Below are 26743 nucleotides of genomic sequence, written 5' to 3'. Positions count from 1 at the left end.
AGCGCTATTCCGCCGTCAGCCGACGTGCCAGTGGCGGCGGATAAGCTCCTCCCGCGCGGCCTCGTGGTCGGCGCTCTTCCCGTCCGGCGCGTCCTCGTCGGCCTCGCGCAGGCCCGCGAGCAGGGCGTCGATGAGCTGCTCGGGGAAGACGCCGTCGGCTTCGAACATCTCGCGCTCGGCCTCGAGGACGTCGGCCGCCTCGGTGCACGAGGAGGGCAGCTGCTCGAAGTCGTCGTTGTCGTCCGCCTTCAGCCGCTCCGCCTGGTCCAGGCTTGCGGGATCGCCCAACCCGCGCGTCGCCGCGACGGCCATGCCGGCGAGCAGCAGGTGGACGTCGGCCGAGCCGTCTCCGAGTCGCAGCTCGATGGTCTGGGGGTGCGTAGCGGGTTCGGGAATGGGTTCGGTGCTGCCGGGATTGGCGTGGGCCACCATGCCGGCCAGGACGTCGCCGCCCCAGGCCAGTGGGACCCGCACCAGACCGGTGCGGTCCTTCTCGCCCCAGCAGATGTCCTCGGGCGACTCGTCACCGGCGGTGAACCGCAGGTAGGACGTGGGGACCGTGTTGCCGACCGCGGCCAGCGCCCTGGCCGCCGAGAGGTAGCCGGCGATCAGACGGCGCCCGGTGTCGTTGATCCCCTGCTTGGTGACGACGGTATTGGTGCCGTTTCGGACCAGTCGACTGTGGATGTGCAGGCCGTTCCCGGCGCCCTCGCCGCTCACCAGTGGCGCGAAGGTCGCCTCGAGACCGTGGGCGTAGGCGACCTCGCGCACCACCCATTTGGCCAGGACGAGGTTGTCGGCGGCCTGCTCCAGGGGCACGGGTTGGAGCTCGATCTCGTGCTGGACCAGCTGACGGTCGGGCTCGAGGATGTTGCCGACCTCGCCGTGGGCGTACTTCAGCGGCACCCCCATGGCGCAGAGATGACCCAGCACCTGCTCCCGGACCCGCTCGTGCTTGGAGAAGGGTCCCGACTCCTGGTACCCGCGCTCCTCCTCCACGGGGAAGAGCGCCTCGGGCCGGTCGACGAGGTAGTACTCCAGCTCGCCGAAGGCCTCCAGCGTCATCCCTGTCTCGTGCGTCAGCACCTCGGCGGCGCGGCGCACGACCTGCTCGCGCGCATACGGCAGCGGCGTGCCGTCCTCGCGGTAGAAGGAGCACAGGACGTCGAGGGAGGTCCGCTCGCCGAAGGGGTTGAGGAAGGCGGTGCGGTGGCGCGGGACGATGTAGACGTCACTGGCGTCGGTGTCGGTCCCGGGGAAGACGCTCGAGCCGTCCACGCGCTCGCCTCGCGTCAGCACTTCGAGAAGGTGCTCGCGCGAGTTGATGGGGAAGGCCAGGGTCTTCAGACGACCGTCGCCGCCGACGTAGCGCAGATTCACCTGCTCCAGGCCCAGCTCTTCGACCGCCCGGACGAGGGCGCCCGCGGTGAACTCGGCCGAGGGCGTGCCGAGCAGGCGGACGAGGGGGTGGGGTTCGAATGCGTCGATGGCCATGCCTCGTTCTATCAGCGTCGCGCCGCAGTCCCCACCGGAGCGCATCCCCCGGTCGTGACCGCTCACTTCCGCCCGGAGCACGGGAGGATAGGGACATGGGCGCAGCGGACTTTGATCTGACGATGGACGAGCTGAGAACGGTCGTGCGGTTCGCCGCCGACTGCGCTGAGGAACTGCTCCCCGAGTTCGACGCCGTCGCCCCGGAGGATTCACGACCGCGAGACGCGATCGACGCGGCGCGCGCGTTCGCCGACGGTGCTCGGCGGTCGAACCTGCAACGAACCGCCGCTTTCGCCTCCCACCGCGCGGCCAAGGAGGTCTCCGACGAGACCGCGCAGCTCGCGGCACTCGCCTGCGGCGACGCCGCGGCGGCCGCCTACCTTCACCCGATCGCGAAGGCGTCGCAGGTCGGGCACATACTCCGCGCAGCCGCGTGCGCCGCGCGGGTGGCAGAGGTGAAGGCCGGCACGACAGACGATGACAGGGTCCGTGTTCTCGCTGATCGGGCGACTCCGCCCTTGCCCGAAATTCTTCGCCGGTACCCGGAGGCACCAACTGGCAGGTCACGCGTCTCGCAGCTGATGAGCGCTCTTGACTCAGCGATTCGGGAGCACGACTAGCCACCGCGTCATCCACGGCCCCACACGACGGCCGTCGCCTACTGCTAGTCCAACCGCTCCGCGAGTCGGGGCACGCCGTCGCCGGCGAGCTGGTCGAGGTGGCTGCGCCGGCCGGCCATCGCCATGACCAGCGCGAGCGTCGGGCCGGCCACCTCCGGGCCTGCCCCGGCCCGGAACGGTCCGTCGGTGGCGCGCATGGCCAGTCCGGCGGCGGTCGTCTTGCTGTTCACCGTGAAGTTGCGGCTCACGTAGAACTCCGCCACCTCCGTCACGGCGTCCGTGTCGCTCTGACTCGGCAATCCCAGCGGGTGGCGGATGTCCTCGCCGTGCACGATGACCTCCCCCAGGTAGGCGGGCAGGTCCTTGCTGGGCGCGACGGTCGAGTCGATCACGGCCCTGAAACGGTCGAGTGTGTCCTCCGGCGTGGTGCCCAGGTGGTCGCGCAGTCGTCGCTCGTTGTGCACGGCCGGCCGGAACCCGGCCAGGACGATGCTGCGCATCCATGCCCACTGCCCGACCGACGCCGCGGCGGTGAGGTGCGCGACGACGTGCTCGACGTCCCACTGCCCGCACAGGGTCGGGTGACGCCATTGCGCCTCATCGAACCCCGCCAGGTCCTGTGCCAGCTCTCGACGGGCCCGGTGTATCGCCTCCCAGGCATCCATGCCAGCCTCCACCTCGCTACCGACCGATTCGGTGTCCGCTGTATTCAGTACCAGAGGTCGGCCAGCAACTCCAGGGACCGGTTCCGCACCGCCGGATCAAACGCGTAGGTCACGGTGATCAACTCGTCGGCGTCGGTGCGCTCCACGAACTCGTCCAGCTGCGCCTTGACGGTCTCCGGCGATCCCACCGCGCTGATCTCGAGCATCCCGGGCGAGCTGCCGGCGAACTGCTCCGGGTCGACGGGCGGTTGGATCTTGCGGCGTCGCCCCGCCCGCAGGTCGAGGAACATCTGCTGGAGGGTCGTGAACTGTCGCTGCGCCTCAGCGTCGGTGTCGGCGACGATGACGTTGATCCCGGCCATCACCTGGGGCTTGTCGATGCGCGCGGTGGGCGCCTCGGTGCTGAAGGACTCCCGGTAGACGCGGATGGCGTCGTCGATCTGGTCGGGCGCGAAGTGGGAGGCCAGCGAGAACGGTAGCCCCAGCTGTCCGGCGATCGAGGCGCCGTTGACGGTGGACCCGAGCACCCAGATCGGCACCTCCATGCCCTGCGAGACCGACGAGAGGATCGGGGTGCTGTGCGCGGTACCGGACTCGCCGAACCACGCCTGCAGGTCGTAGATGTGCTGGGCGAAGGCCTGCGGCTCGGCCGACGACCGGCTCAGCGCCTGGGCGGTCATCCCGTCGGTTCCGGGGGCGCGGCCCAGGCCCAGGTCGATGCGGTCGCCGTGGAGGTTGGCGAGCGTGCCGTACTGCTCGGCCACCATGAGCGGGGCGTGGTTGGGCAGCATCACGCCGCCGGAGCCCACGCGGATGCTCTCCGTCACCGAGGCCGCCTGCGAGATCAACAGCGCCGTGGCGCTGGACGCGAGGTTGGGGGTGTTGTGGTGCTCGGCAAACCAGAGCCGGTGGTACCCGAGCCGGTCGGCGAGGCGCGCGGACTCCATCGAGGCGGCGATGCCCTCCCGGGCGGTCGAGCCTTCGGAGATGGAGACCAGGTCGAGGATGCTCAAGGGGATCGACAACTGCACACCTTTTTCTGCGTTCACTCTTCGAGAATTGGAGTCGGCACGACCCGCGTTCCGAGGCTACCGACGCGAGGCGTTCGGTGACGGATCACCGAAACCCCTGTCCGCCCCGCCCCACCCCCATGAGGCGAGTGGGGCAGTCAGTCTCTACGCCTGAGTATGACGACGACGACGCGCGCTCCCCCTCCGGCGGGAACGGCGCCGGGGTTGCGCATTTGGAGCATCTCCCCATGTGCCGTGGGTCACACTGGGCCGAGTGCGGGTATCTCCCGCACGGCAGGTCCGCACGAAGGGTCCCGACCACATGACCGACCACGCGACGGAGTCGACGTCCGCCGAGTCCAGTTCCACACCGACGCGTTCAGATGAACCGCTCAACCAACGAATTACCTCGGGCGAGGCCGACCTCGATGAGTTCCGGGAGCGCCTAACGCAGTGGTTGGCCGGCCGGGACGAGGTCGACTCCGACGCCGGGGTCGAGGTCTCTGCGGTGAGCCGGCCGGAGAGCTCGGGGATGTCCAACATCTCGGTGCTGTTCGACGCCGCCTGGACCCCGGCCGGTTCGACCGAGCGCCAGTCCGCGGAGTTGGTGGCCCGGATGTGCCCGCAGGACGACGCGTTCCCGGTGTTCCCCGTCTATGACCTGCAGAAGCAGTTCGACGTGATGAGAGTTGTCCGCGAGAACACCGAACTGCCGGTCCCCCGCGTCCGCTGGCTGGAGCAGGACCCCGCCGTCCTCGGCACGCCCTTCCTGGTGATGGACCGGGCCAGCGGCCGCGCCCCGGTCGACAATCCCCCGTACGTCTTCGACGGTTGGCTCCTGGAGATGGACCCCGAGCAGCGGCGGGTAGTGCAGCGCGAGTCCCTGGCCGTGTTGGCGGCGATTCACCAGATCCCGCAGCCCGCCGAACTGGTGTCCGCGCTCGCCCCCGCCCCCGGCATGAGCGCGCTGCGGGCCCACGTGGATGAGCAGCGGGCCTATTACGAGTGGACGACCCGCGAGGACGGGTTGACGATCCCCGTCATCGACCGCGCCTTCGACTGGATCGAGGCCCACTGGCCTGACGAGACCAGCCCGGACGCCCTGAGCTGGGGCGATGCGCGGATCGGCAACATTCTCTACGAGGGAACGCGACCGACCGCAGTCCTGGACTGGGAGATGGCCACCATCGCGCCGCCCGAGGTGGATCTGGGGTGGTTCCTGTACTTCCACGACGTGTTCCAGGAACTCGCCGTGGCCTTTGACTTCCCCGGGACCCCAGGCCTGTTCGAGCACAGCGAGGTCGTGGAGCAGTACGAGCACCTCACCGGATCCACGGTCCGGGATCTGCCGTTCTACTACGTGTACGCGGGGCTGCGGCAGGCCGTGATCCTGTCGCGGATCACTCGTCGTCGTATCCACTTCGGCGAGGTGGAGACCCCCGCCCACCCGGACGAGTACGTCCTCCACCACACCAAGTTGGCGCAGCTCATCGCCGACTGACCGCGCCCACCGGACCCGCACCCACCAGCCTCTCCCCCACCCCGCCAGCGTTCGTCTACTGCCCGAGGATCCACGTGAAACCCACCCCGCTCGACGAGTTCCCCGTCCACCAGACGCCGCTGCCGATGGCGCAGGTGGGCACGAGCGATCGGAACTTCTACGACCGCTACTACTTCAACGCGCATGACCGCACCGGCGAGGTGTTCCTGGTGACCGGGTTCGGGGTGTATCCGAACCTCGGCGTGGTGGATGCGTTCGCGACGGTGCGCCACGGCGACACGCAGCGATCGGTGCGGTTCTCGGATGCACTCGAGTCGCGGTCGCTGGAGACGACCGTGGGCGGGTACCGGATCGAGGTGATCGACCCGCTGCGGTCGTTGCGCCTGGTCTGCGAGCACCCGGATCTGTCTATGGACATGACGTGGGAGGGGTCGTTCGACGCGCTGCTCGAGGACCGGCACGTCCTGCTGGAGGGCACGCGCGCGATGCTGGACGCGAGCCGGTTCGCGCAGGTGGGCAGCTGGTCGGGGACGCTCTCGGTCGACGGCCGTGACTTCTCAGTCGACCCCGACGTGTGGCTGGGCACCAGGGATCGCTCGTGGGGGATCCGCCCGAGCGGCGAGTCCGATCCGCCGGGCCGGTGGGCCGCCGAACCGCGCGAGGGCTTCTGGTGGACCTATATTCCACTGCGTTTCGACGAAAACGCGATGGTCGTGATCCTCCAGGAGAGCCCCGACGGGCACCGCACGCTGAACCACGCGAGCCGCGTGTTTGCCGACGGACGGATCGAACAGCTCGGTTGGCCGCGCCTGGAGGTCGACTACCGCAGCGGCACCCGCCATCCGGAGTGCGCGAGGCTGCACCTGACCACACCCCGCGGTAAGCCGCTGTTGCTGGAGGTCGAGACGTTGGGCGGTGTCCCGCTGAGCATGGGCGCGGGTTACGTGGGTGACCCGGCGTGGTCTCACGGTCGCTGGATGGGCCGCGACTGGAGCGAGTCCGTCACCTACGACATGACCTCCCCTGACGTGGTGGGCATGCTGCCGTTCAACGTCGTGGACCACGTCGCACGCGCGACCTGCAACGGCGACGAGGGATGGGGCCTGTTCGAGCACGCCAACATGGGCAGGCACGACCCTTCAGGGTTCGGCGGGTGGGGCGATATGGCGTGAGAGCCGGAGGTAACCGCAGATGCGGGCTGACCGGCACTTCTACCCGGAGCGGTTCACCGCCGTAGAATGCCGACGTGAACGGACATCGGCCCGCGTCAGTTCAGGCGAGCTCCACTGACGGCGTCACCGAGGCGCAGGCACCGAGCACGCTGGTATCCCACTTGCTGACCACTCGTAGATTCCGCGGTGAGCAGATGCGGCGTCGCGACAGAGAACCGATCCACTCGGACGGGTGGAGCGCCGCTGCATCGATAGGCCAGCACGTTCGATGACGGCCGAACGAGAGCAACCTTCACCTCGCACAAGGCGGCCAGCCGCATCATCGGAGACGGTTCGCGTCAACATGTCGCGGCAGAAGCGACGCGATACCGGATGCGAGATGGCGGTCCGAAGGATCCTCCACGCAGAAGGGATCCGCTACAGGGTCGACTTTCGCCCACTTCCCGAAGAGCGCTTCAGAGTCGACATCGGCTGGCGCAAGTACAAAATAGCCGTGTTCATCGATGGCTGCTTCTGGCACGGATGCCCCGCCCACGGGACACTCCCCAAGAGCAACTCGGCTTGGTGGTCCGCCAAGCTCCAAGCGAATTCCCAGCGAGACAGACGGACTAACGAGGTCCTCCGCGCGAGGGGGTGGACTGTCCTCCGATTCTGGGAACACGAATACCCCGCCCATATTGCGTCAACAATCCAGCAGCAACTAAAGCCAAACAGCACCTGTAGCAACCACGCAACTTAGAACTCGCCGATACAAACTACGTAAGCTCCCCAGCCTAGGGCACCGGGCGAGGCGACAGAAGCGACCACCACCATGGCAAAATTGGGCGGAAGTTTCTGAAGAGAATACGGAACTGTTCGGCCACCCGGGCGCAAGAAGAGCGAGCCCGCACCGGCAAGGCGCCCGAACGATCGTAGCGGCACCTCCTAGAGGACGGTCTAGTGCAAGGCCAGCTCATTCACCATTGATGTCGGCTAAAATCCGGGGGCAAGTTCACCCGCTGCTGTCTCGCAAGGGCCAACTCCGACTTCTTAGGCTTGACGCCATGGCCACCAGATTTTCGCGGGTGGGATGGCCTGCGGGAGCTCGAACACGACCCGCGACGACCATTGGAGTGGAGCACCGGAGCCGCCCGCTGAAGGAAAGTTACCCGGTCGCCCATCTGCACGCGGTCCATATCAAGGTCCGCCAAGGTCACCGCACGTTGGACCGCTCCGCGCACATCGCCGTTGGCGTCGACCGCGGCGGCCATCAAGAACGACCTAAAAAATAGGGTCCGGGATACCGAGGCCGTCTCGTTCTGGGCCCCAGCCCGGGCCCGCTGCGCAGCCGACTACCCCAGCCGCCCCAACCATTACTTCTCACCACCCCCGTATGCACAAATCCCGCGAGGCTCGCAGAGCCGCCCCGAGTTCCGGCCAAGTAAGTCCAGGGCCTTACGGTCTCCCCCAGGAGCGCAAGGAGCTCCTGTTTGCACCCGGGGGGCCGTCTTGGAGGATACGGTGCGACCTCCTCGCGGACTACATCTAGACGCGCAAACGCCCGAGATCCACCCACTCCAACTAACAAATCCACCAAGTGCAGCCTTGGATACGAGCCGGCATCACCGCTCCCCGACCTAACCGTCTAACAACGCAAGACGCGCGCAACTCAAGTGCCAATAGGGTGCTATCGCCACCACTTCCGAGGCCGGAACGGTAACAGTCCACGCCTAATATATGTTCTAGTGACCAGCGTGATACCCGACCTGAATTCGCCGCACTGCGACACCAGTACTCAGGAGGGCATCACCCCGCCCGGCGAGCGCCTCGGCACCCGGCTCGTCGATGATGATCCGACTATCAGTCGCGCTCTTAACGCGGAGCGCTAACTGCGCCGGGAAATTCGACCGAATAGTTGACGATATAACGTCCGCACTCGGGCGTTGCGTGGCGATGATCACGTGAATACCAGCCGCCCGCGCCTTCTGCGCAAGCCTCTTCAACAGTAATTCTATCTGCTTTTTCTGTTCGGGGTCACTTGTTAGATCGGCATACTCATCCAACACGATGACTCTCCAGGGCAAACGATCACCAGCATCCACCTTTTTGTTGTACTCGACGAGGTTGTGGGTCCTCAGCTCTTTCATCATGCCGTAACGTGCAGCCATCTCTTCAACCGCCGCAGACAAAATAGCGATGGCATCTTCGGCATCCATGCCTATCAGGCCATCAACATGAGAGTCCCCTTCGAAGTCGACCAGCTCCGTTCCCTTTGGGTCGATAAGCTGCAGTCGAAGACGGCTCGGCTCATAGCGCAGAAATCCCCTGAGGATCGTATCTAGAGCGACCGATTTCCCAGAGCCCGTTGTCCCCGCCACCAGTAAGTGAGGTGACTCGGGCGATGAGAACTCAATTTCCACGGGGAGGCCCTCAATGTCCGTACCTACCGGAGCCTTGAGCGACTCGGCGCTCAGTGGACAAGCCTCCCACAGAGATTCCGTGGAGACCCCAAACTTCTCGTCCTCAATCTTCGGGATCTCAAAGACCACAGCACCCCTATCGCTCACCACCCTCATTTCAAAACCTGATGGAAGCTCCAACGCCAGAAAGATCTCATGGCGACGATTAACCAACCTATCGACAGGCACACCGGGATTCGGAACGAATCGTAGAATGTAATAGCCGGGGCCCTCCTGCCACGCCCGCAGTTTCGACGGCGCCGACACAGCAACATTATGCAGATTGAAGACATCCAGAACGAGGTTGTACCGAACTGCTAGCTCGCGCTCTCCAAGACCTTGATGCGAGCCACTATCAACACCAACCAAATTTGAGCTTACAGACTCACCCCTGTCGGAATCTTGCACTCCCGGCTTACCTTTCGGACATGGATTGCCGGCTGCAGCGCTGCCAGACAGGCGCCGCCCACCCCCAGTTGCAGCAGAGAACTCTTGAGCAGGCCCGACGTAGGGGTCATGTCCCGCCCTCAATACCGCGACTATCTGCTGCAACTCGGGACGATTGACTCGAATCAGTTCGTGCTCCCCAAGCCAGCGAGACTCCGGAGCGGGCTCGGTGGACCCAGCCGCCACAGCGACCGCAACGCCATGCACTGAGTTCAACCGGACACTTCCGGACCGCAACTCTTCAACGACCTGAGTCTGAAAATTTTCATCCGACGGGCCAGTCTGGCGCCTTGAAGGCAACTCGGATCCAGACAGATTCTGCCCACTGACTTGTTCAATGGCGGATGCCAATTCCGACCGCCAGAATCCGTGGTCATCCAGAGCATTCTCATTCGATTCGAAAGCGTGGCGACACAGGTTCGTCGTACGACTTAGCTGCTCTTCGGCCGAGCCGTGATCATAGGTCTGTCTAAACTTCGACTCAACCACTAGAACGTCCAGCTCGATTCCACCCGTAGCATCCTCCTTGAGAACAAACCGTCCCAGATCAGCCCGGGTCTTCAGATTGCGTCCGAACCAACGATGCTGCTCATCAAAACTAATCCACACTTCAAGCGATTTGCATTTCTGCGAAAGCGGGTATCGCTGAGCTACCACGAAGCGAGAAACGACCAATCCTACGATCTCGTTTACGGACGTTCCGATTCCTAGCGACCGGAGCACGGCGCCCGGGGCGATGTTCCTAGACACTGAATAGAATCTCGCCGCCGTCGACCCGGCCGCATCAGGACTGACGACACCCATTTCTAGTAGCCGCTTTCGAAGCCGCTCTGCGACTAACTCTTTCCCGGTAGCTGAACTAACAATTAGCGTGTACGCCTCATTCTTTCCCACCCTGGGCTTCAACAAAATGATGTCTGGTCTTTCTTGCAGATTGTCGATCTGATTTCGTCCGACGAAAGAATCAAGGGTAACTACCCAATGAGCGATTTGGTGGAGTTTGAAGAACAACTGCTGGTGATGATCGAACTCCACTTGCATCTCAAAATAATCGGTATTCGCCACCTTTTCTCGCGCTACCGCAGACTGCCGATGGCTCCGAACGCATAGCGTAGACCAAGTCTCAAGAATGCCGTCCGACGTGCTGGGGAGAAATTCGCGTACCATGTTCTGACCCACAACGGGTATCTCATGCGAACCGGCATGGGTCCATGCGTCATACCTTCCGACGATGACGCCTTGTGACGCACGCGTGCTCTCCTTCAGGCTGATCTGAGTGCCAAACAGCGAGGGCGCGAGGGCGATATCTATCGTTCCCTCTAGTATCCGGTGGTCTAGTTCAACGTCAGATTGCCACGTCTGCAGAACAAGCTGCACATCGGGAAGTAAGCGATCATGAGAGATATCGACTCCCGAAAATTCTTCGTCAAACTCCTGAATAATTGCGTGATGACTGCCCTCCGGGGCAAGCACTACCAGATTGAAGCGTAGCTGCCCGTTCCCTGTCTTGACAGCCTTTGCCACGCGCACAGGAAGGAGCGGGTCACCGTTCCTGTCAAGCAATAGGATGTTTAACCCATCAAGCTTGTGAGGATAGGTAGAAACGTAATCCCCAACTACCTTAACCATCTCATCGATAGCGGTTTGATCCACCGCCGATAGCCAGTCCCTTGACTGATTTCCACGTTCGCGTATTGGCGCAAACTCTTCGTGGCCCGCCGCTTCTCTTGTCGGCACCGCCACCGTCTGATTCGTGCTCACAAGCACTGCCGGAGTCCCGTGTGGAGAAGCTGCCCCAATGGCCTCAAAGAAGAGGTCGTCGTTCTCAGGGTTCAGTCGTAGTCGGTCTGTGAGCGCAGTTGTAATCAAGTCAGACATCCGCGAAAGATGTCGGCTTAGCCAGCGAAGACGCAACGGGTGGGTACCGAGCATCAGTAGCCGGCCATTTAGCAGCCGGATCACATCACTAAGAACGAAGTTCTGGAGGTCAGTGCTTGGCGCATTGGCTGGGACCAATTCTTGCCTGGTTTCGGCCGCCAGTTCTCCCCAAGCGAGACTGTAGTCTTCGAGCCCACTTGCGCTTAGACCAGCTCTAAGCCTGAGGAAGTGCTCCCGACGCATATCGCGAGCAGCGGCCGCATAATATGTCAGACCCTGAGCTTCTTCCGTCGCTACCCACTCGCGGGGATCATTCCACCGCTCCAAAAAGCCGTCAAACGTCTCGTTGACATTCTCGCCGGGCTGCATCTCGCTTCCGCAAACGAAAGCCGCAAGAGCGATTAACCCTGGTGTCTGCAACGGAGCCCAGGACAATCGCCGTCGCGGAGCTCCATCGAAATCCAACGAAAGGGTCAGAGGAGCCCAATAGAGCTCGTCGTCGAACGGCTCCTCAGGCGGGGGTAGCCGCGGGAGATCAGCGGGCACAAGCTGTGGGTCGATAGCCAACGCGAGCCGCAGGCCCGCGGCCTCCTTCACCTCTAGCAGCGTTGCACCATATAAAAACCCGAACAGCCACCGTGAGAGAATCCCGGTTTGCATGCTGCCCTCTAATCGGATTCCCACCGTGCCCGACTCCTCGTCGTCGAACTGCGGCAGTTCGCGAAGCACCGCCCGCAACGGGTCGGCTGTCATTACCGACGACGGATAGGCCACTTTCTCAGCCCGCCGCCTTAATACAGCAGGCAGAATCCCGAACAGCGTGTCGTCGCCGTCGCTCGCTTCTACCGACAGAAGGGTCTCGGCAGCCTCCTGCTCGCCTTCGTCCAGGCGTTCTGCAATCCCCAAGTCTTCGTATTCGACGACTCTTCCGGGCTCATTCTCCGCTAGCCACCCCCGTATGCGCGTTCCAAGCCCTTGCTTCTTCGAGTTCCGTTCGAACAGCTCAAGCCATAACCCCAGATCTAGGGTACGCATGTAGGTCTCGCGCCCATGGCTCGTCATCACAAAATCACGCATCGAAGTGCGCGCTTGTTCTGCGCTCAGCCCTGCAGACAGGAGGCGCTCTGGAGAAAACTGGGTGCTGGCAATCCTAGCGAGGATGTCCTCGTCCGGGATTAGAGCGCCGCTCGGTTGTTGGAGCGCACTAACCCGCACATTCTTCCTGATCCGGTTATCAAAGACGACGCCCTCCGAGAACAGATCGGCATCGGAGAACAGACCCAGGCTGGGCAGCGCCGATTGTAGTGCGAAGTCAATTGTCGCCTGGACGCGCACATGGTCTGCAAGCGCAATCTGCGCCGATTCAACTATGTAGCGCGCTAATCGCCGCAGAGACCGGGATTCTTCTCCGACGCTACTGATAGCGTCCCAAACGCGTTTCTGTCCAGTCCGTAGATAGTCCGGCACCTTTTCGACGCCACCGGCCGCGTGCCAGCCTTCTTGCGAAAGGCGAATAAAGGTGTCGTCTACCCGATCCGGACCGAAAAGGATCTCCCCATCAAGCTGACTCACGGCTCGCAACCCCTGATCGTCAGGAGGCGTGCCCCAATCGAACAGAATCAAACCTCCCCCGACCTTCGTACGGTTTCGCCAAGCTGTAAGTTGCTCACCCGGCTTGAGAAGATAATCTTCCGGGATCCCCTCGGTCGGCTCAGAAGTCCCAACTTTGACAACGACGTAGAGATCACGACGCTCGGCGAGCAAATTCACTAGACTAGCCACCGCAGCTCGCACGATCTCGTCATCAAAACCTGAGACTCTTAGTGCCGCTCGCCCCTCACCGATAGAAGTGGCAATATCGTCGATTGCTACCTGGGCAACGAGACTGCCGAGCGCTTTATCTGCCTGGATACTGATGTCCACGGTCACTTGGCCTCACCGTGCACAATGCTTGTGGCATCTGAATAGCGAGTCAACAGTCCGGTTGCACTAAGCCTCTCATGGAAAGCGTCGGAGTTTCGTCTATATACGTTGGTATCCACGTCAAGGGTCAAGTGATGTTCACCCGCGGTCCTGTCGTCTACCAAGATTCCCATAGTATCAAAAAGCCTTCTGCAAAACGAGTAATACTCCTCTTCCGTTCCCGGTTCTAGAGCGGCCAACACGAGAGCTTCAAGCATAGGTGGCTTCAGCGTAAAAAAGCGTCTTCCAGTAGTCGCGTTCAAAGCTCCAATCGCGGCCATTGTCTCCGAGAAGAAGGCGCGAGAAGAACTTGAGCCAGTCGAATTCGAAGGTACGTGACGCTCATACTTCAAAGCCAGCTCTTCGTCGCCTTCCATGAGGGCCTTTTCGCGTAGCGACGCTGCTTTCAAGTTGAAGGCGTTGACCGTGTCTTTTCGAAATTCGTCCAGGGCGTTCTGCGATTCTCGTCGTAACAGACTCGGCCCGCCGACGAAATCCATGTACATTACCTCGGAACCCCTGCGCAGAGAGGTCCGTGCCAGATGTAGTTGGTGGCGGGCCAGGCAGTATGGTGCCCAGTGCATTATCGACTCAATTCGTTTAGCGCGTGGAATACCAATTCGCTTCACAATATTGTTGACTCCTTGGCGGAGATATTCTGGCCACGGGCTTGCGCGGTCATATATATTGATGTCGGCTTCCCTGCCGTCAGCAAACGGCGCTTTTTCGCGCGCGTAATCGTGAGCGGTCATCGCCTCTGAGATGTAACCCAATGGCGACGGAGCGTCACCTACCAAATCGGCGAGACCGCCCCGTGTCTCATTGCGCCTGAGACTGTCGGAGTCAGTCCTCAACGCGCGGTACACCCATTGACCGCCTCCTCGGAAAATGTACCGCTCTATGCTGGGTACGCGCGTGCGAACGCCCTCCCTAGTCGCGGGGCGTTCCACCGCGTCATAGTGGATGAGCTGGCCGACAAACGGGTACAGATGCGTGTTATACCAGCTTGGCGCCTTTCGGCGGCCCGGAACCTGAATCAGCAACGATGAAGCCAGGGCTTGGAGCGTAGCCAGCGTTTCGTCGCCATCGATTGCGACTCGCAGTGTGGCTTCTTCAACCGTCTCACCTACTGCGACCCGCCTCGCGAAGTCATGCGATTTCCGCTGATACTCTATGATCTCGGCGTCGGCCGAAAGCAATTCGGCCGGACTCGTGAGATACACGCCTCGACAGATAGCCAAGAACTCAAGTGCAATGTAGTACCCACGTCCCTGCTCTTCAAGATTGACCCCGTAAAGATCTTGGACGATTTGTGCTTTAGTCCGGTCAGCCGCCATTAGGTACGCACCGATCTTATTTGGTTTCCAACGTCTATGGTTAATTTTCGTGGAATCGAACCGACTAGCACCTGAATGTCTTGGCCCTCATCGCCTCCATCAGATAGAGCTGCGAGGGAGTTCGTTAGTCCTCTAATCTCCGCCTCATGCTGAGCCCCGCTCCGGAGTCCCCCCGCCCAGCGCGTCAGGAGTTCGAACCGCAGTAAGTTTAACTCCACTGACGCAGTGGACTCCTGCCCCCGCAGCGGGATGCGTACGAATACCGCCCTATTTGACCATTCAACCGCCGACTGAAGCTCCGGTTCGAGCGCACTTTTCTGAGCTGTCGTACTCCAATGTGACAGCTGATCCATGAGTTGCACGTCACGATTAGTGACCGTCTGCGCTACGACCGACGCCCTCGCCCGATGTGCGTAGAATGCGGGGTCCAAGACTAAAAAGTCTGGGTTTCTACCGACTCTGTGGACGCCCTGCACCGCTTCGAGGCCCTTCAGTAGGGTGTCTCGGATAACTGTTTTCTCAGCGTCCCCGATTTCTCCCTGAACCGCCATGAACTGATCCCCCGCGCTTATCCCCAATCGCGGGTACCGCGTTCCCGTCTCTGCGTCAAAAAAGTCAGCTCGACGGAGAAATGCATAGAGCCGCCGCAGCAGCTTAGCGTCCTCTCGGAGTTGTCTTAAAGTGCGCGTAGGATTCGCTTCCATACCCGGCTGTGGAGGCAGGAATTGTGTGTGTGCACTATCTGGGTCAAGGTAATCGTCCACCTCTCGCCTTGAGACCCAGCCGGGGTCGAGTCGTCGTAACGCCAGGATGACCGGTACCTGCTCCCTTTGGCGAGGTGAGAGCATGTCGCCAAATAATGCCTGGTTGTACAGGTGGGCAGATTGCCACTCAACCGAAGTTTGGTCCCGCGAATATTTCTTATGAACGTCGGCGCAGCGAATACCGCCGGTGACGGCGTAGGAGACGACCGAGAGAGCTTGCCGCGTAGTTATCACCGCGCCGGTTTTTTCAGCCGCACCGAACAGATCCCTCAGCGCGTCCCTGCGCCTAGGCCCGGCAGTCTTGTCTGAAAGGGCCTCATGGTTGGCCCATATCGGGCACACGCTTTGAGCATCGCATCGTTTGCAAATCTGCCATGACCGGCGGTCGACCGCCCACTGCCCTAGCGCCCAATCCAGAAGACCGGGCCGACCAGTCGGCGCAACGGATTGGTAGTTCAGGTTGATTACAGCGATTGTACCGTCGGCGCTTTTTACGGCCCCTTGCGACACTCCGGCACTAAGTGTTTCTACTATTACCCGTGATTCTTCGGTGGTGTCTGCAGCTACGCAACTTCGTAACTGCCCCTCGTTGGCGCACACCACTGCTATCCCGTTTTCCTGCGGTTGCAGGAGACGGTTTAAGTGCGTCGCACCGACCTCAGGCTTGAATTCGCTCAGGTCTCTGATGATATAAATTGGCCGTCCAGCGGACGTCTGCCCAGCCGGAGACTCGCCCGCCAAGCCGTATTCCTCCACGCTCAGTGCGGCTTGCGCCGGGCTGGCGCCAAGATCCTCCAAAAGCGCTGCGCAAAGGCTGGTCTTCCCATGGCCGGCGTCACCGGTGAGCACAATCAGCCGTATGGCTGAACCTTTGACAAGGCGCTCCAGGAAAACCCGCGTTTCTACCTTGAACATAGGCTGGTCGTAGGTTGACTGTTGCTCAAATACTAGGTCTCCGCTGTCGGCATCGAATGGCTGGTACTTATGGAGCTTTTCGACATGCCCGTTGACTAGGAGCGACACTTTTTATCCTTCCTGACGTTCCACGACCCAGCATATGCGCCGCCACGGGGGAAACTCGCCGGTTTCGGTTCTAGTAGGCTGGACGCGATCGGGCGGCGTTGTTCAGTCGACCTGCCACCACCTGCGGTAGCCCAGCGCGCACTCGGCTATGCTCTCAGGCGCGCGCCCGCGGCTGGTTGACACCGCTGGCTGTCGACGATGTCGTAGAGCGGACGGTAGATATGGGATCTGGACACCCCCTGCGTGAGCTCAGGCGGCCCCGGTTTGGCGAGGGCACCGGACCCCTTTCAGTCGTAGATCTGTTCTCGGGCTGTGGGGGACTGACGCTGGGCGTCGCGAGAGCCGCTCATGCTAGAGGCATCGCGACCCGGCTCGCTCTCGCTATCGACTTTGAGGAAGCCGCCATAGGCGTACTCAAAGCCAACTTTTCGTCTGCACGGGCGGAGACCGGCCTCGTTGAAGAGTTCTTCGACGGTCCCAATGGCGCCCCGCCTACGAGCAGGGAGCAACAGGTGTCTCGCGAATGCGGAGACGTGGATCTGCTTATTGGTGGTCCGCCATGTCAAGGCCATTCAAATCTCAATAATTACACGCGCCGCGACGATCCGAAGAATCGCCTGTACCTCCGAATGGCACGTGCCGCCGAGGTCCTCCGGCCACGTGCAGTACTGATTGAAAATGTTCCGGCCGTTGTGCACGATTCCCAGAACGTTGTCTTTCAGGCCGAGAAATTCTTGCAAGGCGCCGGCTATTCAGTCGCCAGTGCTGTGGTTTCGTTCACCGATCTAGGTATTCCCCAAACTCGTAAGCGACACGTGATTCTTGCTATCCGAAAAGAATCGCTGCCGGACGGGCGCGATGTTCAGGAGTTTTTACGGTTCGCTCCGCAGCCGGCGCGTGACTTGAGGTGGGCGATAGGCGATCTTGAGCATGCTTCCACCGGCCTGTGGATCGATGCTCCGGCGCGAATGAGTGCGGACAACCGACGCAGGATTCAATGGCTTATCCGAAACAACGAGGTTAACCTTCCAAATCGATATCGCCCGAAGTGCCACCAAGGTAAGCACTCCTATACCTCAATGTACGGGCGGTTGTCGTGGAACTTACCTGCGCAGACTATAACGAGTGGGTTCGGCAGCCTGGGCCAAGGCCGTTACGGCCACCCCTCGCAGCCTCGGACGTTGACCGCACATGAGGCCGCCCGGATTCAGGGTTTCCCAGACTATTTTAGGTTCGATGCTGCTTCTACCCGGTCGAAGCTGTCGGTAATTATCGGTAACGCTGTGCCTCCCGCCCTCACCGAAGCCCTAACAACTGGGCTGATAAATGCGGGCGTTCTGCATGCGGCGGACAGTCAGGAAATCACCATGACCGCATAAGCCGGGGACACGCGACCCAAGTGCCAAATTGATCGTTACGCCGTTACGGTTTGTCTCCAGCGTCTGCTGAGGCAGCGCCGGGTTATTTGACTAATATGAGGCTGCCTCCCCTCCCGCCTCTGGCAGTGTCGAACTTAGTTCTAGGTGTCTAACAGCTGCTGACGAAGTGTTCGAACGCCCCTTAAGCCGCGACTCCGTCTGGTGGGCCGCTTGGTCACGGCTGTCTTCCCGAATGTGCGGCTGACAAAGCTCCCCGTTCTTCGGCTACAGCCCGTTTACGCAATTGAACTCCTAGTCCGTCTGCGCCCGCATAGAACCGGCCCGTACCCGGACCCGATGACTAACCAGCCTCAACCGGCTTAGCGCAAAGCCCCTGCCGGCTCGCCGCCCTCGGCGAACACGCCGTCAAAGTGGCGCACCACCGATCACCCGTGACTAGTCGGGCGGGTCGGTGACCTCGTCGCCGATCCACTCCCGCGTCGGCTCGCGGAACGGGAATCCAATGCTCGGAGCGATGAATCTACAGTTTCTTGGGGGGCATAAGGGGCTGGGCCCGCAGCCTCGCAGCGGTACGTCGGAAGTGCCAACAAGGGACTCACTTGAGAAGCGCGCAAGTGTCATGGTCGCCTCGCAAATGCGCGTACTCCAGAAGGGCGTCGAATGCGCCGGAGTCAGGAAGCTAGCCGAAGTCAAAGGGAACTCCAGATCCGAGGGTAATTCCATCGTCGCGGCGCTCAATCGCAGTGTGGGCGCGAGCTCCGGCATCGAGGCCGAACGCCTCGTCGTCGTCGTGATAGAACCTACCGTCCCACCTGTACCTTTCCCATCCACCGGAATCGCCTGGTGACGCCCGCCACAACGCGATCACAGTGTCCTCATCCCTACACGGGCGCGCGCGTGCGGCGCTCCCGGCGGTGACACCCGGGCCTTCGCGGGCCAAACCTCTCGAAAGGACACTCCATGGGCGACATCCGGGCCCTCGGCTACCTCAGAATCGACACCACCGACCTCGACCGCTGGCGCACCCTCGCACACGACGTCCTGGACCTGGGCGTGGGCGCCGGCGGCGACGAGGACACCCTCCACCTGCGCCTCGACGAGCGCGCCCGCCGCATCACGCTGCGCCGCGCGGAGAAGGACAACCTCGCCGCCGTGGGCTGGGAGGTGCGCGACGAGATCGCCCTGGACCGCGTCCGGGCCACCCTTGCCGAGCACGACATCGCCTACCGCGACCTCACCCACGACGAGGCGCAGGCCATCAAGGTCGACGGCGCCATCACCCTGGACGACCCCTGCGGCCAGCGCCTGGAGATCTTCCACGGCGCCGAGCTCGACCACTCCAAGGTCTCCACCAAGTACCGCACCGAGTTCGTCACCGACGAGCTGGGCCTGGGCCACCTCGAGGTCCCCACCACGGACTACGACGCCACCATCGTCTTCTACCGCGACGTGCTGGGCTTCCACACCCGCGGCGCCTTCCCGTTCCCGACCGCCCCCGGCATGCCTCCGCTGCGCATCCAGTTCATGGGCGTCAACCCGCGCCACCACAGCTTCGCCGTGATGCCCCCCCGCACATGGGCCCCGGGATCGTCCACATCATGCTCGAGGTGGCCGAGATGGACATGGTCGCCCAGGCCATGGAGCGCACCACCGAGCACGGGTTCGGCATCTCCTCCACCCTCGGCCGCCACACCAACGACACGATGGTGTCCTACTTCCTGCGCGCGCCCGGCGGCTGGGACATCGAGTACGGCTACGACGGCCTCATAGTGGACGAGGACCAGTACCTGCCGCAGAACATCACCGCCGACAGCTACTGGGGCCACGACTGGTCCGGCAGCGAGCCCCTGGCCTGCACCATCCCGCTCGAGAAGACCGCCGCCGAAGCCGTGGCCGACTCCCTGTCCGAGCCGGTGGTGGAGACCGTCTGACGCACTGATGCGACCTACGCGCCCCTGACCTCGACTAGCTCCCACTGCCTGACGGGGCCGGGGGCGTGGGCCCGGCACATCGTAAAGATCGGCTCCGAGTAGGTCTCCCGCAGCCACACCTCGACCGGACCGCGCGGGCCCTCAAGCATCACCTCGACGTGCTCGTCCCGTTCGACCACGCGGACCGGGGCGAAGGCGTCAATGCGGTCGTCGGGCACCACCGCACGGGCGTGGTGCTGGGCACTCTGCACCGCCGCCGAATGACTACTCCGTCCACGCAGGTACCGCTCATCGACGCGGCCCTCGGTGTAGCGGGCGACGATGTCGGCGGGATCCTCCGCCTGGTCGACGCGGCCGTAGAAGAGACCGTGCGGCAGGACGAGCATCGTCGCGGCGAAGCGGTCGCCACCCAGGTGCGAGCACTCCCAGGTCGCCTCCGGATACCGCTCGGCGATCCGCGCCGCGGCGCTGCGCCCCCTCACGGCGCAGCACTGATCGTGCTTGCCGTGCGCGCACACGGCGACCAGCGGCTCCGCTGACAGGGTGCCGGCGGAACCGTCGAGAGGGATCTCGGCGTACCCGACCGGACCGTCGACCTCGCCCCACCGCAGCGACTCGTGCCCGGGCCGGGCGTCGGCGAGCGCCCACCGCCAGCGTTGCTCCTCTGTGTGTCGACGACCCGGCCTGCGGATCGCGGCAACCCGGACGTCGGCCTCCTGGGCACGCCCGGCGATCTCGCGACCCAGCTCGGGCGGAAGGAGTGACGGCGAGTCGAGCAACGCCGAGTAGCCCCACGGGCCGGCCAACTCGACCATCAGCCACCGCAATCCCCGGGAGCCCGACCCGTCCAGGGGATCGCCGCGGCGCAACGACGAGTCACTGCACGGTTCCCAGTCCGCAGGCATGCTCACAGCGACACCACCACGCCCTCCCGCAGCAGTCGGCGGAGGACCACCATGCCGTCTGCCGCGTCCAGGCCCGGGAGCGCGTCGGCGCTCACGGGGTCGCCATCGAGGACAGCGCGCAGGGCGGAAGCGCATACCGCCGGGAACGTCACCGACTTGGTGGGCAGCCGCAACACCACCGTGTCGGTATTACTGGCGTCGGAGTCGGTGCAGTCCACCCGTGCGTGGAGTCCCTCGCGCCACCGCAGCGGGGTGTCGACGTCGAGCGAGTCGACCGCGTCGAGCGTGGCCAGCGGGCGGACCGGGGCGGGTCGTGTGAGGTCCAAAAACTGCGTCGCCAGCGCGTCGCCGGCGAGATCGCTGAGCTGATCCTGCTTCTCGGCGATCAGCCGGGCCAGCACGTCGAGGACCTCGCGGGTGTGTTCCGCGGTAGAAGCGGCATCGACCGGGGCGAGCCCGAGCGGCAACGACGCACGCAGCTCCTCCTCCGAGGCCAGCGCCTCGATCATCGCCGTCGCGACATCGTGCCCGGTGAAGGGGGCCACGCCCACGGTGAGGTGGATGGAGGTGTCGCCCTGCGCCTCGGCGGAGTGGACCCAGCCGCGCGGCAGATAGAGGCAGTCCCCCGGCTGGAGCACCGCGTCGATCACCGGCTCGTCCCTCGAACGCTCGGCGATCGCCTCGCGGTGGTCGGTCCAGGGCTGATCAGGCAGCGGGTGGTGGTGGACGGGCTCGTGAACGCGCCACCGCTTGGTGCCGGACACCTGGAGGACAAAGACGTCGTGGACGTCGTAGTGCGGATCGAATCCGCGGTTCGCGGGCGGGGTGATGTACGCGTTGGTCTGCACCGGGTGGCCGACGTCCGAGGTCATGCCGCGGACGAAGTCGATGATCGGCGGCCAGAACCGGTGCAGGCCCTGCAGGACGATCGTCGCCCCGGCGGCGAACTGCGTGAGCACGCCGTCGGGGTCGATCTGGTCGGGCATCTGCGCGCCGAACCCGCCGGCGCGGGTGAAGCACGCCCGGTCGACGAGCGTGCCCTCCCGCGCCATCCGGACGAAGGGTGTGCGTACCCCTCGTTCGGCGATGATCTCGTCGACCATCTGCGGAGACAGCAGATCGGAGAAGTCGCGCGGCAACTCGGCCGCAGGGGTCAGCAGGGGCCGCTGACCCCAGACCGCTGCCGCGAACTCATCCCGCCCGCATGCGACGCACCGCTCAAGCACTACTGCTCAGGCCGTGCCGTCGGCGCCGCCATCGGCCCCGTCCGGGTTCGAGCCGCCGTCGGCGACACCCTCGCCCGAGCCGGCCGCGCCGTCGGCTCCACCGTCGTGTCCGCCCGGGTTCGAGCCGCCGTCGGCGGTGCCCTCGCCCTTGTTGGCCGAGCCGTCGGCCCCGCCGTCATGGCCCTGCGGGTTCGAGCCGCCGTCGGCGACTCCCTCGCCCGAGTTGCCGGTGGTCGTCATGTCGTCGTCACTGATAGCCATGTGCGATCCTCTCGTCGGTGCAGGCGTTGACCTGCACGGATTCGTGCGGTGTCGCCACGTGCCCGGACTGGCCCGGACACGATGGGTGCTGCGATTGCCACTATGCCACCGGAGGGACTCGAGGCACGACCGGTCGACGGGCCAGTGCTGGCTCGCTCCTTAACCCCGGCCGCGATGAGATCCGCCAGCGCCGCCTCTACTTCCGGCGGTTCGCCTTGCGGTAGCTCAGAATCGAACCGATGATCCCGGCGACCGCTCCGACCATCCCACCGACCACGGCGCCCTGTGCCGCACCCCCGAGAGGGCCATCCCCCGGTGTCACCGTGACCGAGGGGAAGGGCAGGAGTGGCTGACCGGCGAAGACGGTGTAGGTCATCGCGGCGAACGTAAGGGCCATGAGTGCGCACACCACGACCATGGTGACCATGGTCGACCTGGCCCCGGACTTCTCGGCGAGGGCGTTGAGGTGGACTCCCCGCCGCCGCGCGTACCACTGGGTGGCCGCCGCGGGCAGGATCGTGAGCACGAGGAGCACCGTCGGCAGCAGGATCAGGCCGAACGCCGCGGACACGACGGACCCCGCCAGCCCCGCATACAGACCGACCGAGAGTCCGAATGCACTCGCCTCCATGAACACGGTGCGCTCGCGCTCGTCCCCGTACGCCGGGCTGTCGAGATTCATCACCCGGTCCGACAGCCTGTCGAACACGCTGCTGCGCTGATTCATCGGGACTCCTCTTCCAGAGTGAAAAGCTCTTCGACCGACCGCCCCAGGGTCCTCGCGATACGGATCGCCAGATACACCGACGGCGAATAGTCGCCCCGCTCGACCGCGATGATCGTCTGCCTACTGACACCCACCGCCTCGGCGAGCTCGGCCTGGGTGACCCGCTGGACCTTGCGGCACTCCCGGACCGGGTTCGATCCGGCCGCATCGGACTCTCGGACTGCCATGGACCGATGTTAACCAGCCTTGACTTTTCATGTCAAGAGTAGTTGACCTTCGCGTGAGCGGCGACCTCCGACGGCTCAGAGGCTGACGTTGTCGTCGTCGTGCCCCTACCTGCCTTCCCGACCCGCGGCCGTCACCCTCGCGCGGCCTGCAGGGCGGACGAGATCCGGTGGGCCGCCCGCCTGATCCGGGCGATCTTGGCCTCGAGGATCTCGCCCGTGAAGTTCTCGGAGCGCCCCCCGATGCTGATCGACCCCAGGACGGCCCCCTCGTCGTCGAGGATCGGTGCGGCCACGGCGGACACCCCCTCAAGGAAGTCGGACTCGCTCAGCGAATAACCGGCGGCGCGGACCTCGTCCAGGTGGGCGGCCAGGGTGCCCGGTTCGTGCACCGTGCGGGAGGTGTAGGCGCTCAGGCCCTGCCGGATCCAGGTCTCGCGCAGCTCCGGAGAGTAGGCCAGCATCGCGACCGGCCCGGCGGCGGCGTGATACGGCAGGACGGTCCCGATGTTGATGCCGGCGACGACGAGACTTCCGCTCCCCTCCACCTTGTCGATACACACGGCGCCCTCCTCCGCCGGGACCATGAGGTACGCGGTGTCGCCGAACTCCGCCACCAGCCCTGTCATGAACGACCGCGCGGCCGAGCGGATGTCCAGATCCGCGAGCGCCGAGGCCCCGATCCCGAACAGACGCACGGTGACCCGGTAGCCGCCTTCGGGCGTGCGGTCGACCCACCCCGCGTGAATGAGGGTCGCCATCAGGCGGTGCACGGTCGTCTTGTTCATGCCACTGACCTCGGTCAGCTCGGTGAGCGTCCACGTGGAGCGGTCCGCCCCGAAGTGATCGAGAAGCGCGCAGGCCTTGAGGAGGGCGCCCACCAGTTCCCTGCTCTGCGACGCGTCGGATGCGGGCGACGTGGGCCTGGGCGGACTGGGCACGGGGTGGTCCTGTTCTGTCCGGGGTGTCGGGTGTTCCCGCCATCGTAGGCAGCCGGTCTCGTGAGTGATCCGCGCGCCCGTCGCTTGACATGTGACGCGGACCACGTTTATGTTCGTATCGCATTACGGAATGAGTTCCGCTATACGAAATGGAGGTGAGCCCGAATGACCGTGCCCACCCTGAAAGACCTCACATCCGAAGGGGTCGTGTACGCGCCGGGCGTCTGGGACGGACTCACTGCGCGACTGGCCGAACAGGCCGGCTTCGACGCGCTGTGCGCCTCCGGCTTCGCGATCTCCGCCGCGCTCGGGCTCCCCGACGCCGAGCTCTACACGATGAGCGAGAACCTCACCGCGATCCGCACCATCACCGCCGCCTCGACCCTCCCGGTGGTCGCCGACATCGACACCGGCTACGGCAACGCCGTCAACGCCGCACGCACTGCCACGATGTTCGTCCGGGCCGGCGTGCAGGGCATGTTCATGGAGGACCAGGTCTCCCCCAAGTCCTGCCCGATCTGCGTGGGCGAGCCCGTCGACCTGATCCCCGTCCCCGAGGCGGTCGGCAAGATCCGCGCCGTGCGCGACAACACCCCGGACGACGTGCTGCTGATCGCCCGCACCGACGCCACCGGCGACGAGGCCCTCCGGCGCGGCCGGGCCTACGTCGAGGCCGGCGCCGACATGATCATGCCGGTCACCAAGACCTTCAGCACCGTGGAGGAATGGGAGCGTTGCCACGCCGAGGTCGGCGTCCCGCTCATGGCCACACTGACCGCGTCCACCTGGACGGAGCGGGAGTTCACACCCGAGGTGCTGGAGCAGGTCGGCGTGCGGCTGGCGCTGCTGCCCACCCAGCTGCTGATGGCCACCACCGGCGCCGCCCGCACCGTACTGGGTCGACTCGCGGCGGGCGAACCCCCCGCCGAGGTGAGCGCGGACGCGATGGCACACCACGAGTTCGTCGAGATGATCGGCTTCCCCGAGGTCGAGGCCATGCAGAACGAGTACCTTCCCGCGAAGGAGGCCTGACAGATGGGTTTCACGATCGCGGAGAAGATCCTCGCCAGGACCACCGACCAGGCCACCGTGCACGCCGGGGAGAACCACGCCGTCCGGCCCTCGCGGATGATCGCCTACGACTTCCCCGGGTACACCGACGTCATGTTCCGGCAGATGCACGAGGACTTCGGCATCACAGAGCTCGAGGACCCAGGCCGGTACGTCGTGTTTATCGACCACATGCTCACCAGGAAGGACCAGCGGGAGACCGAGGTCCACAAGGTGACCCGTGACTGGTGCGAGTTCTACGGCATCGAGCTGCACGAGGCCGAGGGCATCGGCCACCAACTGACCGCCGAACTCGGCCTGGCGACCCCCGGCGACTTCCTGGTCCACTTCGACGGCCACATCAGCGGGGTGGGCGCCTTCAACGCCCTCGGCTGGGGCATCCGACGCGACCTCATCGAGGCCTGGGTCACCGGGCAGGTGCACGTGGACATCCCCCGGACCACCCGGTTCGAGCTCACGGGGACGTTCCCGGACGGGGTGGACAGCCGCGACCTGGTCCACACCATCATCGAACTCGTCGGCGCCGACGGTTGCGCCCACCAGGTCATGGAGTTCGGCGGCCCCGGCGCCCGCGCCATGGCGATCGACCACCGGCAGGGCCTGTGCGGGATGGCGATGTTCACCGGCGCGGTGTCGGCGATCTTCGAGCCCGACGACGTCTCGATCGCCTACGCCACCGAGGTGGCGCGCGGGGAGTTCGAGCCCGTGTACCCCGACGCCGACGCCACCTACGCCGCCCGCCACAGCATCGACCTGTCGACTCTCGTCCCCCGCGTCGTCCGACCGGGCTCGGCGCGCGTGGCCAACACCTCTACCGCTGCCGAGCTCGAGGGCACCCCCATCACCCGGGCCTTCATCGGCTCGTGTGCCAGCGGACGGATCGAGGACCTGCGGGCAGCCGCCCTGGTCCTCGACGGGCAGAAGGTGGCCCCGACGGTCGAGCTCAACATCGTCCCCACGTCCAAGAAAGTCTTCGCCCAGGCCGAGGCGGAGGGGATCCTCGACGTCCTACGCACCGCCGGGGCCACGATCGCCGAGTCGAGCTGCGACTTCTGCTTTGGCTACCAGCAGCCCCTCCAGCCCGACGAGAACTGCATCTCCACCGGCGTCCTCAACATCACCGGCCGAATGGGCAGCCCCGAGGCGAACATCTACATGGGCTCGCCGTACACCGTGGCCGCCAGTGCGATCACCGGCACCATCGGGGAGGCCTCCCGATGAGCGCGTACCCGCCGCCGCCCGACCTCATCACCGGCCGCGTCGCCTGGGTCTTCGGCGACGACTTCGACATCGACCTGGTGGTGGGCGTGGCCAACATCAAGACCTACGACCGGGAACTCCTGAGGGCGGCGTGCATGCAGGACCTCGACCCCGGCTTCGTCGAACGTGTCCGGCCCGGCGACATCGTCGTAGGAGGCCGGAACTTCGGGTACGGCCACCCGCACTACCCGCCGATGATCGCCCTCCGGGACCTGGGGATCGCCGCCGTCGTCGCCGAATCGTTCTCCCCCGGTTTCTGGCGGGGCGAGACGTTCAACGGAATGCCCCTGATCACCATCCCGGGAATCACCGCGGCGGTCTCGCAGGGCGACGAGATCACGCTCGACTGGCGCACCGCGACCCTGGAGGCCACCACCGGCACCCGGATCACAGGGACCCCACCCAACCCTCGTACCGTCGCGATCATCGAGGCCGGCAGCTCCTACGACCTACTGCTGGCCGAGCACGCTCCCGCGCGGACCTCACTACCGACCTGACCGGCCTCCC

Annotated in this window: 21 protein-coding genes and 1 pseudogene; 10 read left to right on the top strand and 12 right to left on the bottom strand. The window is 64.3% G+C overall.

The window, feature by feature from the left end; translation table 11 throughout:
• Window positions 1–15 precede the first annotated feature (15 nt).
• Window positions 16–1494: a glutamine synthetase beta-grasp domain-containing protein gene (locus ABIE38_RS09770; RefSeq protein WP_354055786.1), complete on the bottom strand. Its 1479-nt coding sequence runs from the start codon at window positions 1492–1494 to the stop codon at window positions 16–18.
• 95 nt (window positions 1495–1589) lie between these two features.
• Here ABIE38_RS09770 and ABIE38_RS09765 point away from each other — a divergent pair, with 95 nt between their 5' ends.
• Window positions 1590–2114, top strand: coding sequence for a putative immunity protein (locus ABIE38_RS09765; RefSeq protein WP_354055784.1), 525 nt, complete (start codon window positions 1590–1592; stop codon window positions 2112–2114).
• A gap of 44 nt (window positions 2115–2158) precedes the next feature.
• On the opposite strand, the gene ABIE38_RS09760 is transcribed toward ABIE38_RS09765, so the two are convergent.
• Complete coding sequence (locus ABIE38_RS09760; RefSeq protein ID WP_354055782.1) at window positions 2159–2779, bottom strand: maleylpyruvate isomerase family mycothiol-dependent enzyme; 621 nt, start codon at window positions 2777–2779, stop codon at window positions 2159–2161.
• A gap of 44 nt (window positions 2780–2823) precedes the next feature.
• Entirely contained in the window at window positions 2824–3804 is a 981-nt protein-coding gene (locus ABIE38_RS09755; RefSeq protein ID WP_354055780.1) for an LLM class flavin-dependent oxidoreductase, read from the bottom strand.
• A gap of 307 nt (window positions 3805–4111) precedes the next feature.
• Between ABIE38_RS09755 and ABIE38_RS09750 the strand changes: the two genes are divergently transcribed.
• From ABIE38_RS09750 to ABIE38_RS09735, 4 genes are all read left to right on the top strand, one after another.
• Window positions 4112–5290 (top strand): phosphotransferase family protein, encoded by a 1179-nt coding sequence (locus tag ABIE38_RS09750; protein ID WP_354055778.1) that lies wholly within the window; start codon window positions 4112–4114, stop codon window positions 5288–5290.
• 74 nt (window positions 5291–5364) lie between these two features.
• Complete coding sequence (locus tag ABIE38_RS09745) at window positions 5365–6462, top strand: Rv3169 family protein (RefSeq protein WP_354055776.1); 1098 nt, start codon at window positions 5365–5367, stop codon at window positions 6460–6462.
• A gap of 268 nt (window positions 6463–6730) precedes the next feature.
• The gene (locus ABIE38_RS09740; protein ID WP_354055774.1) at window positions 6731–7201 is read left to right on the top strand and encodes a very short patch repair endonuclease; all 471 of its coding nucleotides are present in this window, start codon (window positions 6731–6733) and stop codon (window positions 7199–7201) included.
• Between the two features lie 226 nt (window positions 7202–7427).
• Window positions 7428–7733 (top strand): transposase, encoded by a 306-nt coding sequence (locus tag ABIE38_RS09735; protein WP_354055773.1) that lies wholly within the window; start codon window positions 7428–7430, stop codon window positions 7731–7733.
• 450 nt (window positions 7734–8183) lie between these two features.
• Here the strand turns inward: ABIE38_RS09735 and ABIE38_RS09730 are convergent, their stop codons facing one another.
• From ABIE38_RS09730 to ABIE38_RS09720, 3 genes are read right to left on the bottom strand one after another with little or no spacing between them, the layout of a single operon-like run.
• Window positions 8184–13154, bottom strand: coding sequence for an FtsK/SpoIIIE domain-containing protein (locus ABIE38_RS09730; RefSeq protein ID WP_354055771.1), 4971 nt, complete (start codon window positions 13152–13154; stop codon window positions 8184–8186).
• Window positions 13151–14524, bottom strand: a complete 1374-nt coding sequence (locus tag ABIE38_RS09725) for a hypothetical protein (RefSeq protein WP_354055770.1) — start codon at window positions 14522–14524, stop codon at window positions 13151–13153. Before ABIE38_RS09725 ends, ABIE38_RS09730 begins: the two co-directional genes overlap by 4 nt.
• Window positions 14524–16311, bottom strand: coding sequence for a hypothetical protein (locus ABIE38_RS09720; protein ID WP_354055768.1), 1788 nt, complete (start codon window positions 16309–16311; stop codon window positions 14524–14526). The genes ABIE38_RS09725 and ABIE38_RS09720 overlap by 1 nt, the downstream gene beginning before the upstream one ends.
• A gap of 221 nt (window positions 16312–16532) precedes the next feature.
• On the opposite strand from ABIE38_RS09720, the gene ABIE38_RS09715 reads away from it, so the two are divergent.
• The gene (locus ABIE38_RS09715; RefSeq protein WP_354055766.1) at window positions 16533–17690 is read left to right on the top strand and encodes a DNA cytosine methyltransferase; all 1158 of its coding nucleotides are present in this window, start codon (window positions 16533–16535) and stop codon (window positions 17688–17690) included.
• A 960-nt stretch (window positions 17691–18650) separates the two neighbouring features.
• Window positions 18651–19621 (top strand): annotated as a pseudogene (locus ABIE38_RS09710) (VOC family protein).
• Between the two features lie 14 nt (window positions 19622–19635).
• Here ABIE38_RS09710 and ABIE38_RS09705 read toward each other — a convergent pair.
• From ABIE38_RS09705 to ABIE38_RS09680, 6 genes are all read right to left on the bottom strand, one after another.
• On the bottom strand, window positions 19636–20526 hold the full coding sequence (locus ABIE38_RS09705; RefSeq protein ID WP_354056090.1) for a ferredoxin family protein: 891 nt from the start codon (window positions 20524–20526) through the stop codon (window positions 19636–19638).
• Between the two features lie 2 nt (window positions 20527–20528).
• Window positions 20529–21752, bottom strand: coding sequence for a cupin domain-containing protein (locus ABIE38_RS09700; protein ID WP_354055764.1), 1224 nt, complete (start codon window positions 21750–21752; stop codon window positions 20529–20531).
• A gap of 6 nt (window positions 21753–21758) precedes the next feature.
• Window positions 21759–22013, bottom strand: coding sequence for a BatC protein (locus ABIE38_RS09695; protein WP_179524352.1), 255 nt, complete (start codon window positions 22011–22013; stop codon window positions 21759–21761).
• 196 nt (window positions 22014–22209) lie between these two features.
• Window positions 22210–22740, bottom strand: a complete 531-nt coding sequence (locus ABIE38_RS09690; protein WP_354055762.1) for a hypothetical protein — start codon at window positions 22738–22740, stop codon at window positions 22210–22212.
• Entirely contained in the window at window positions 22737–22967 is a 231-nt protein-coding gene (locus ABIE38_RS09685) for a helix-turn-helix transcriptional regulator (protein WP_095717175.1), read from the bottom strand. Before ABIE38_RS09685 ends, ABIE38_RS09690 begins: the two co-directional genes overlap by 4 nt.
• Before the next feature lie 131 nt (window positions 22968–23098).
• Window positions 23099–23905, bottom strand: coding sequence for an IclR family transcriptional regulator (locus ABIE38_RS09680; RefSeq protein WP_354055760.1), 807 nt, complete (start codon window positions 23903–23905; stop codon window positions 23099–23101).
• 165 nt (window positions 23906–24070) lie between these two features.
• Between ABIE38_RS09680 and ABIE38_RS09675 the strand changes: the two genes are divergently transcribed.
• From ABIE38_RS09675 to ABIE38_RS09665, 3 genes are read left to right on the top strand one after another with little or no spacing between them, the layout of a single operon-like run.
• Window positions 24071–24937 (top strand): isocitrate lyase/PEP mutase family protein, encoded by an 867-nt coding sequence (locus tag ABIE38_RS09675; RefSeq protein ID WP_354055758.1) that lies wholly within the window; start codon window positions 24071–24073, stop codon window positions 24935–24937.
• A gap of 3 nt (window positions 24938–24940) precedes the next feature.
• Window positions 24941–26197 (top strand): 3-isopropylmalate dehydratase large subunit, encoded by a 1257-nt coding sequence (locus ABIE38_RS09670; protein ID WP_354055756.1) that lies wholly within the window; start codon window positions 24941–24943, stop codon window positions 26195–26197.
• A complete protein-coding gene (locus ABIE38_RS09665) occupies window positions 26194–26733 on the top strand; it encodes a 3-isopropylmalate dehydratase small subunit (protein ID WP_354055754.1) in 540 nt (179 codons plus the stop codon). The genes ABIE38_RS09670 and ABIE38_RS09665 overlap by 4 nt, the downstream gene beginning before the upstream one ends.
• Window positions 26734–26743 lie beyond the last annotated feature (10 nt).

This window comes from Dietzia sp. 2505 (assembly GCF_040546785.1).
In the GTDB taxonomy this organism is placed as follows: Bacteria; Actinomycetota; Actinomycetes; order Mycobacteriales; family Mycobacteriaceae; genus Dietzia.
The sequence above is the reverse complement of the archived record's forward strand: the minus strand, read 5'-3'. Positions and strand labels throughout refer to the sequence as shown.

Bases quoted from the DNA above. Each gene is read 5' to 3' on its own strand.
- ABIE38_RS09770 (WP_354055786.1), bottom strand. From the start codon at position 1,494: ATGGCCATCGACGCATTCGAACCCCACCCCCTCGTCCGCCTGCTCGGC.
- ABIE38_RS09765 (WP_354055784.1), top strand. From the start codon at position 1,590: ATGGGCGCAGCGGACTTTGATCTGACGATGGACGAGCTGAGAACGGTC.
- ABIE38_RS09760 (WP_354055782.1), bottom strand. From the start codon at position 2,779: ATGGATGCCTGGGAGGCGATACACCGGGCCCGTCGAGAGCTGGCACAG.
- ABIE38_RS09750 (WP_354055778.1), top strand. From the start codon at position 4,112: ATGACCGACCACGCGACGGAGTCGACGTCCGCCGAGTCCAGTTCCACA.
- ABIE38_RS09740 (WP_354055774.1), top strand. From the start codon at position 6,731: ATGACGGCCGAACGAGAGCAACCTTCACCTCGCACAAGGCGGCCAGCC.
- ABIE38_RS09735 (WP_354055773.1), top strand. From the start codon at position 7,428: ATGTCGGCTAAAATCCGGGGGCAAGTTCACCCGCTGCTGTCTCGCAAG.
- ABIE38_RS09725 (WP_354055770.1), bottom strand. From the start codon at position 14,524: ATGGCGGCTGACCGGACTAAAGCACAAATCGTCCAAGATCTTTACGGG.
- ABIE38_RS09715 (WP_354055766.1), top strand. From the start codon at position 16,533: ATGGGATCTGGACACCCCCTGCGTGAGCTCAGGCGGCCCCGGTTTGGC.
- ABIE38_RS09705 (WP_354056090.1), bottom strand. From the start codon at position 20,526: ATGCCTGCGGACTGGGAACCGTGCAGTGACTCGTCGTTGCGCCGCGGC.
- ABIE38_RS09695 (WP_179524352.1), bottom strand. From the start codon at position 22,013: ATGGCTATCAGTGACGACGACATGACGACCACCGGCAACTCGGGCGAG.
- ABIE38_RS09690 (WP_354055762.1), bottom strand. From the start codon at position 22,740: ATGAATCAGCGCAGCAGCGTGTTCGACAGGCTGTCGGACCGGGTGATG.
- ABIE38_RS09685 (WP_095717175.1), bottom strand. From the start codon at position 22,967: ATGGCAGTCCGAGAGTCCGATGCGGCCGGATCGAACCCGGTCCGGGAG.
- ABIE38_RS09675 (WP_354055758.1), top strand. From the start codon at position 24,071: ATGACCGTGCCCACCCTGAAAGACCTCACATCCGAAGGGGTCGTGTAC.
- ABIE38_RS09670 (WP_354055756.1), top strand. From the start codon at position 24,941: ATGGGTTTCACGATCGCGGAGAAGATCCTCGCCAGGACCACCGACCAG.
- ABIE38_RS09665 (WP_354055754.1), top strand. From the start codon at position 26,194: ATGAGCGCGTACCCGCCGCCGCCCGACCTCATCACCGGCCGCGTCGCC.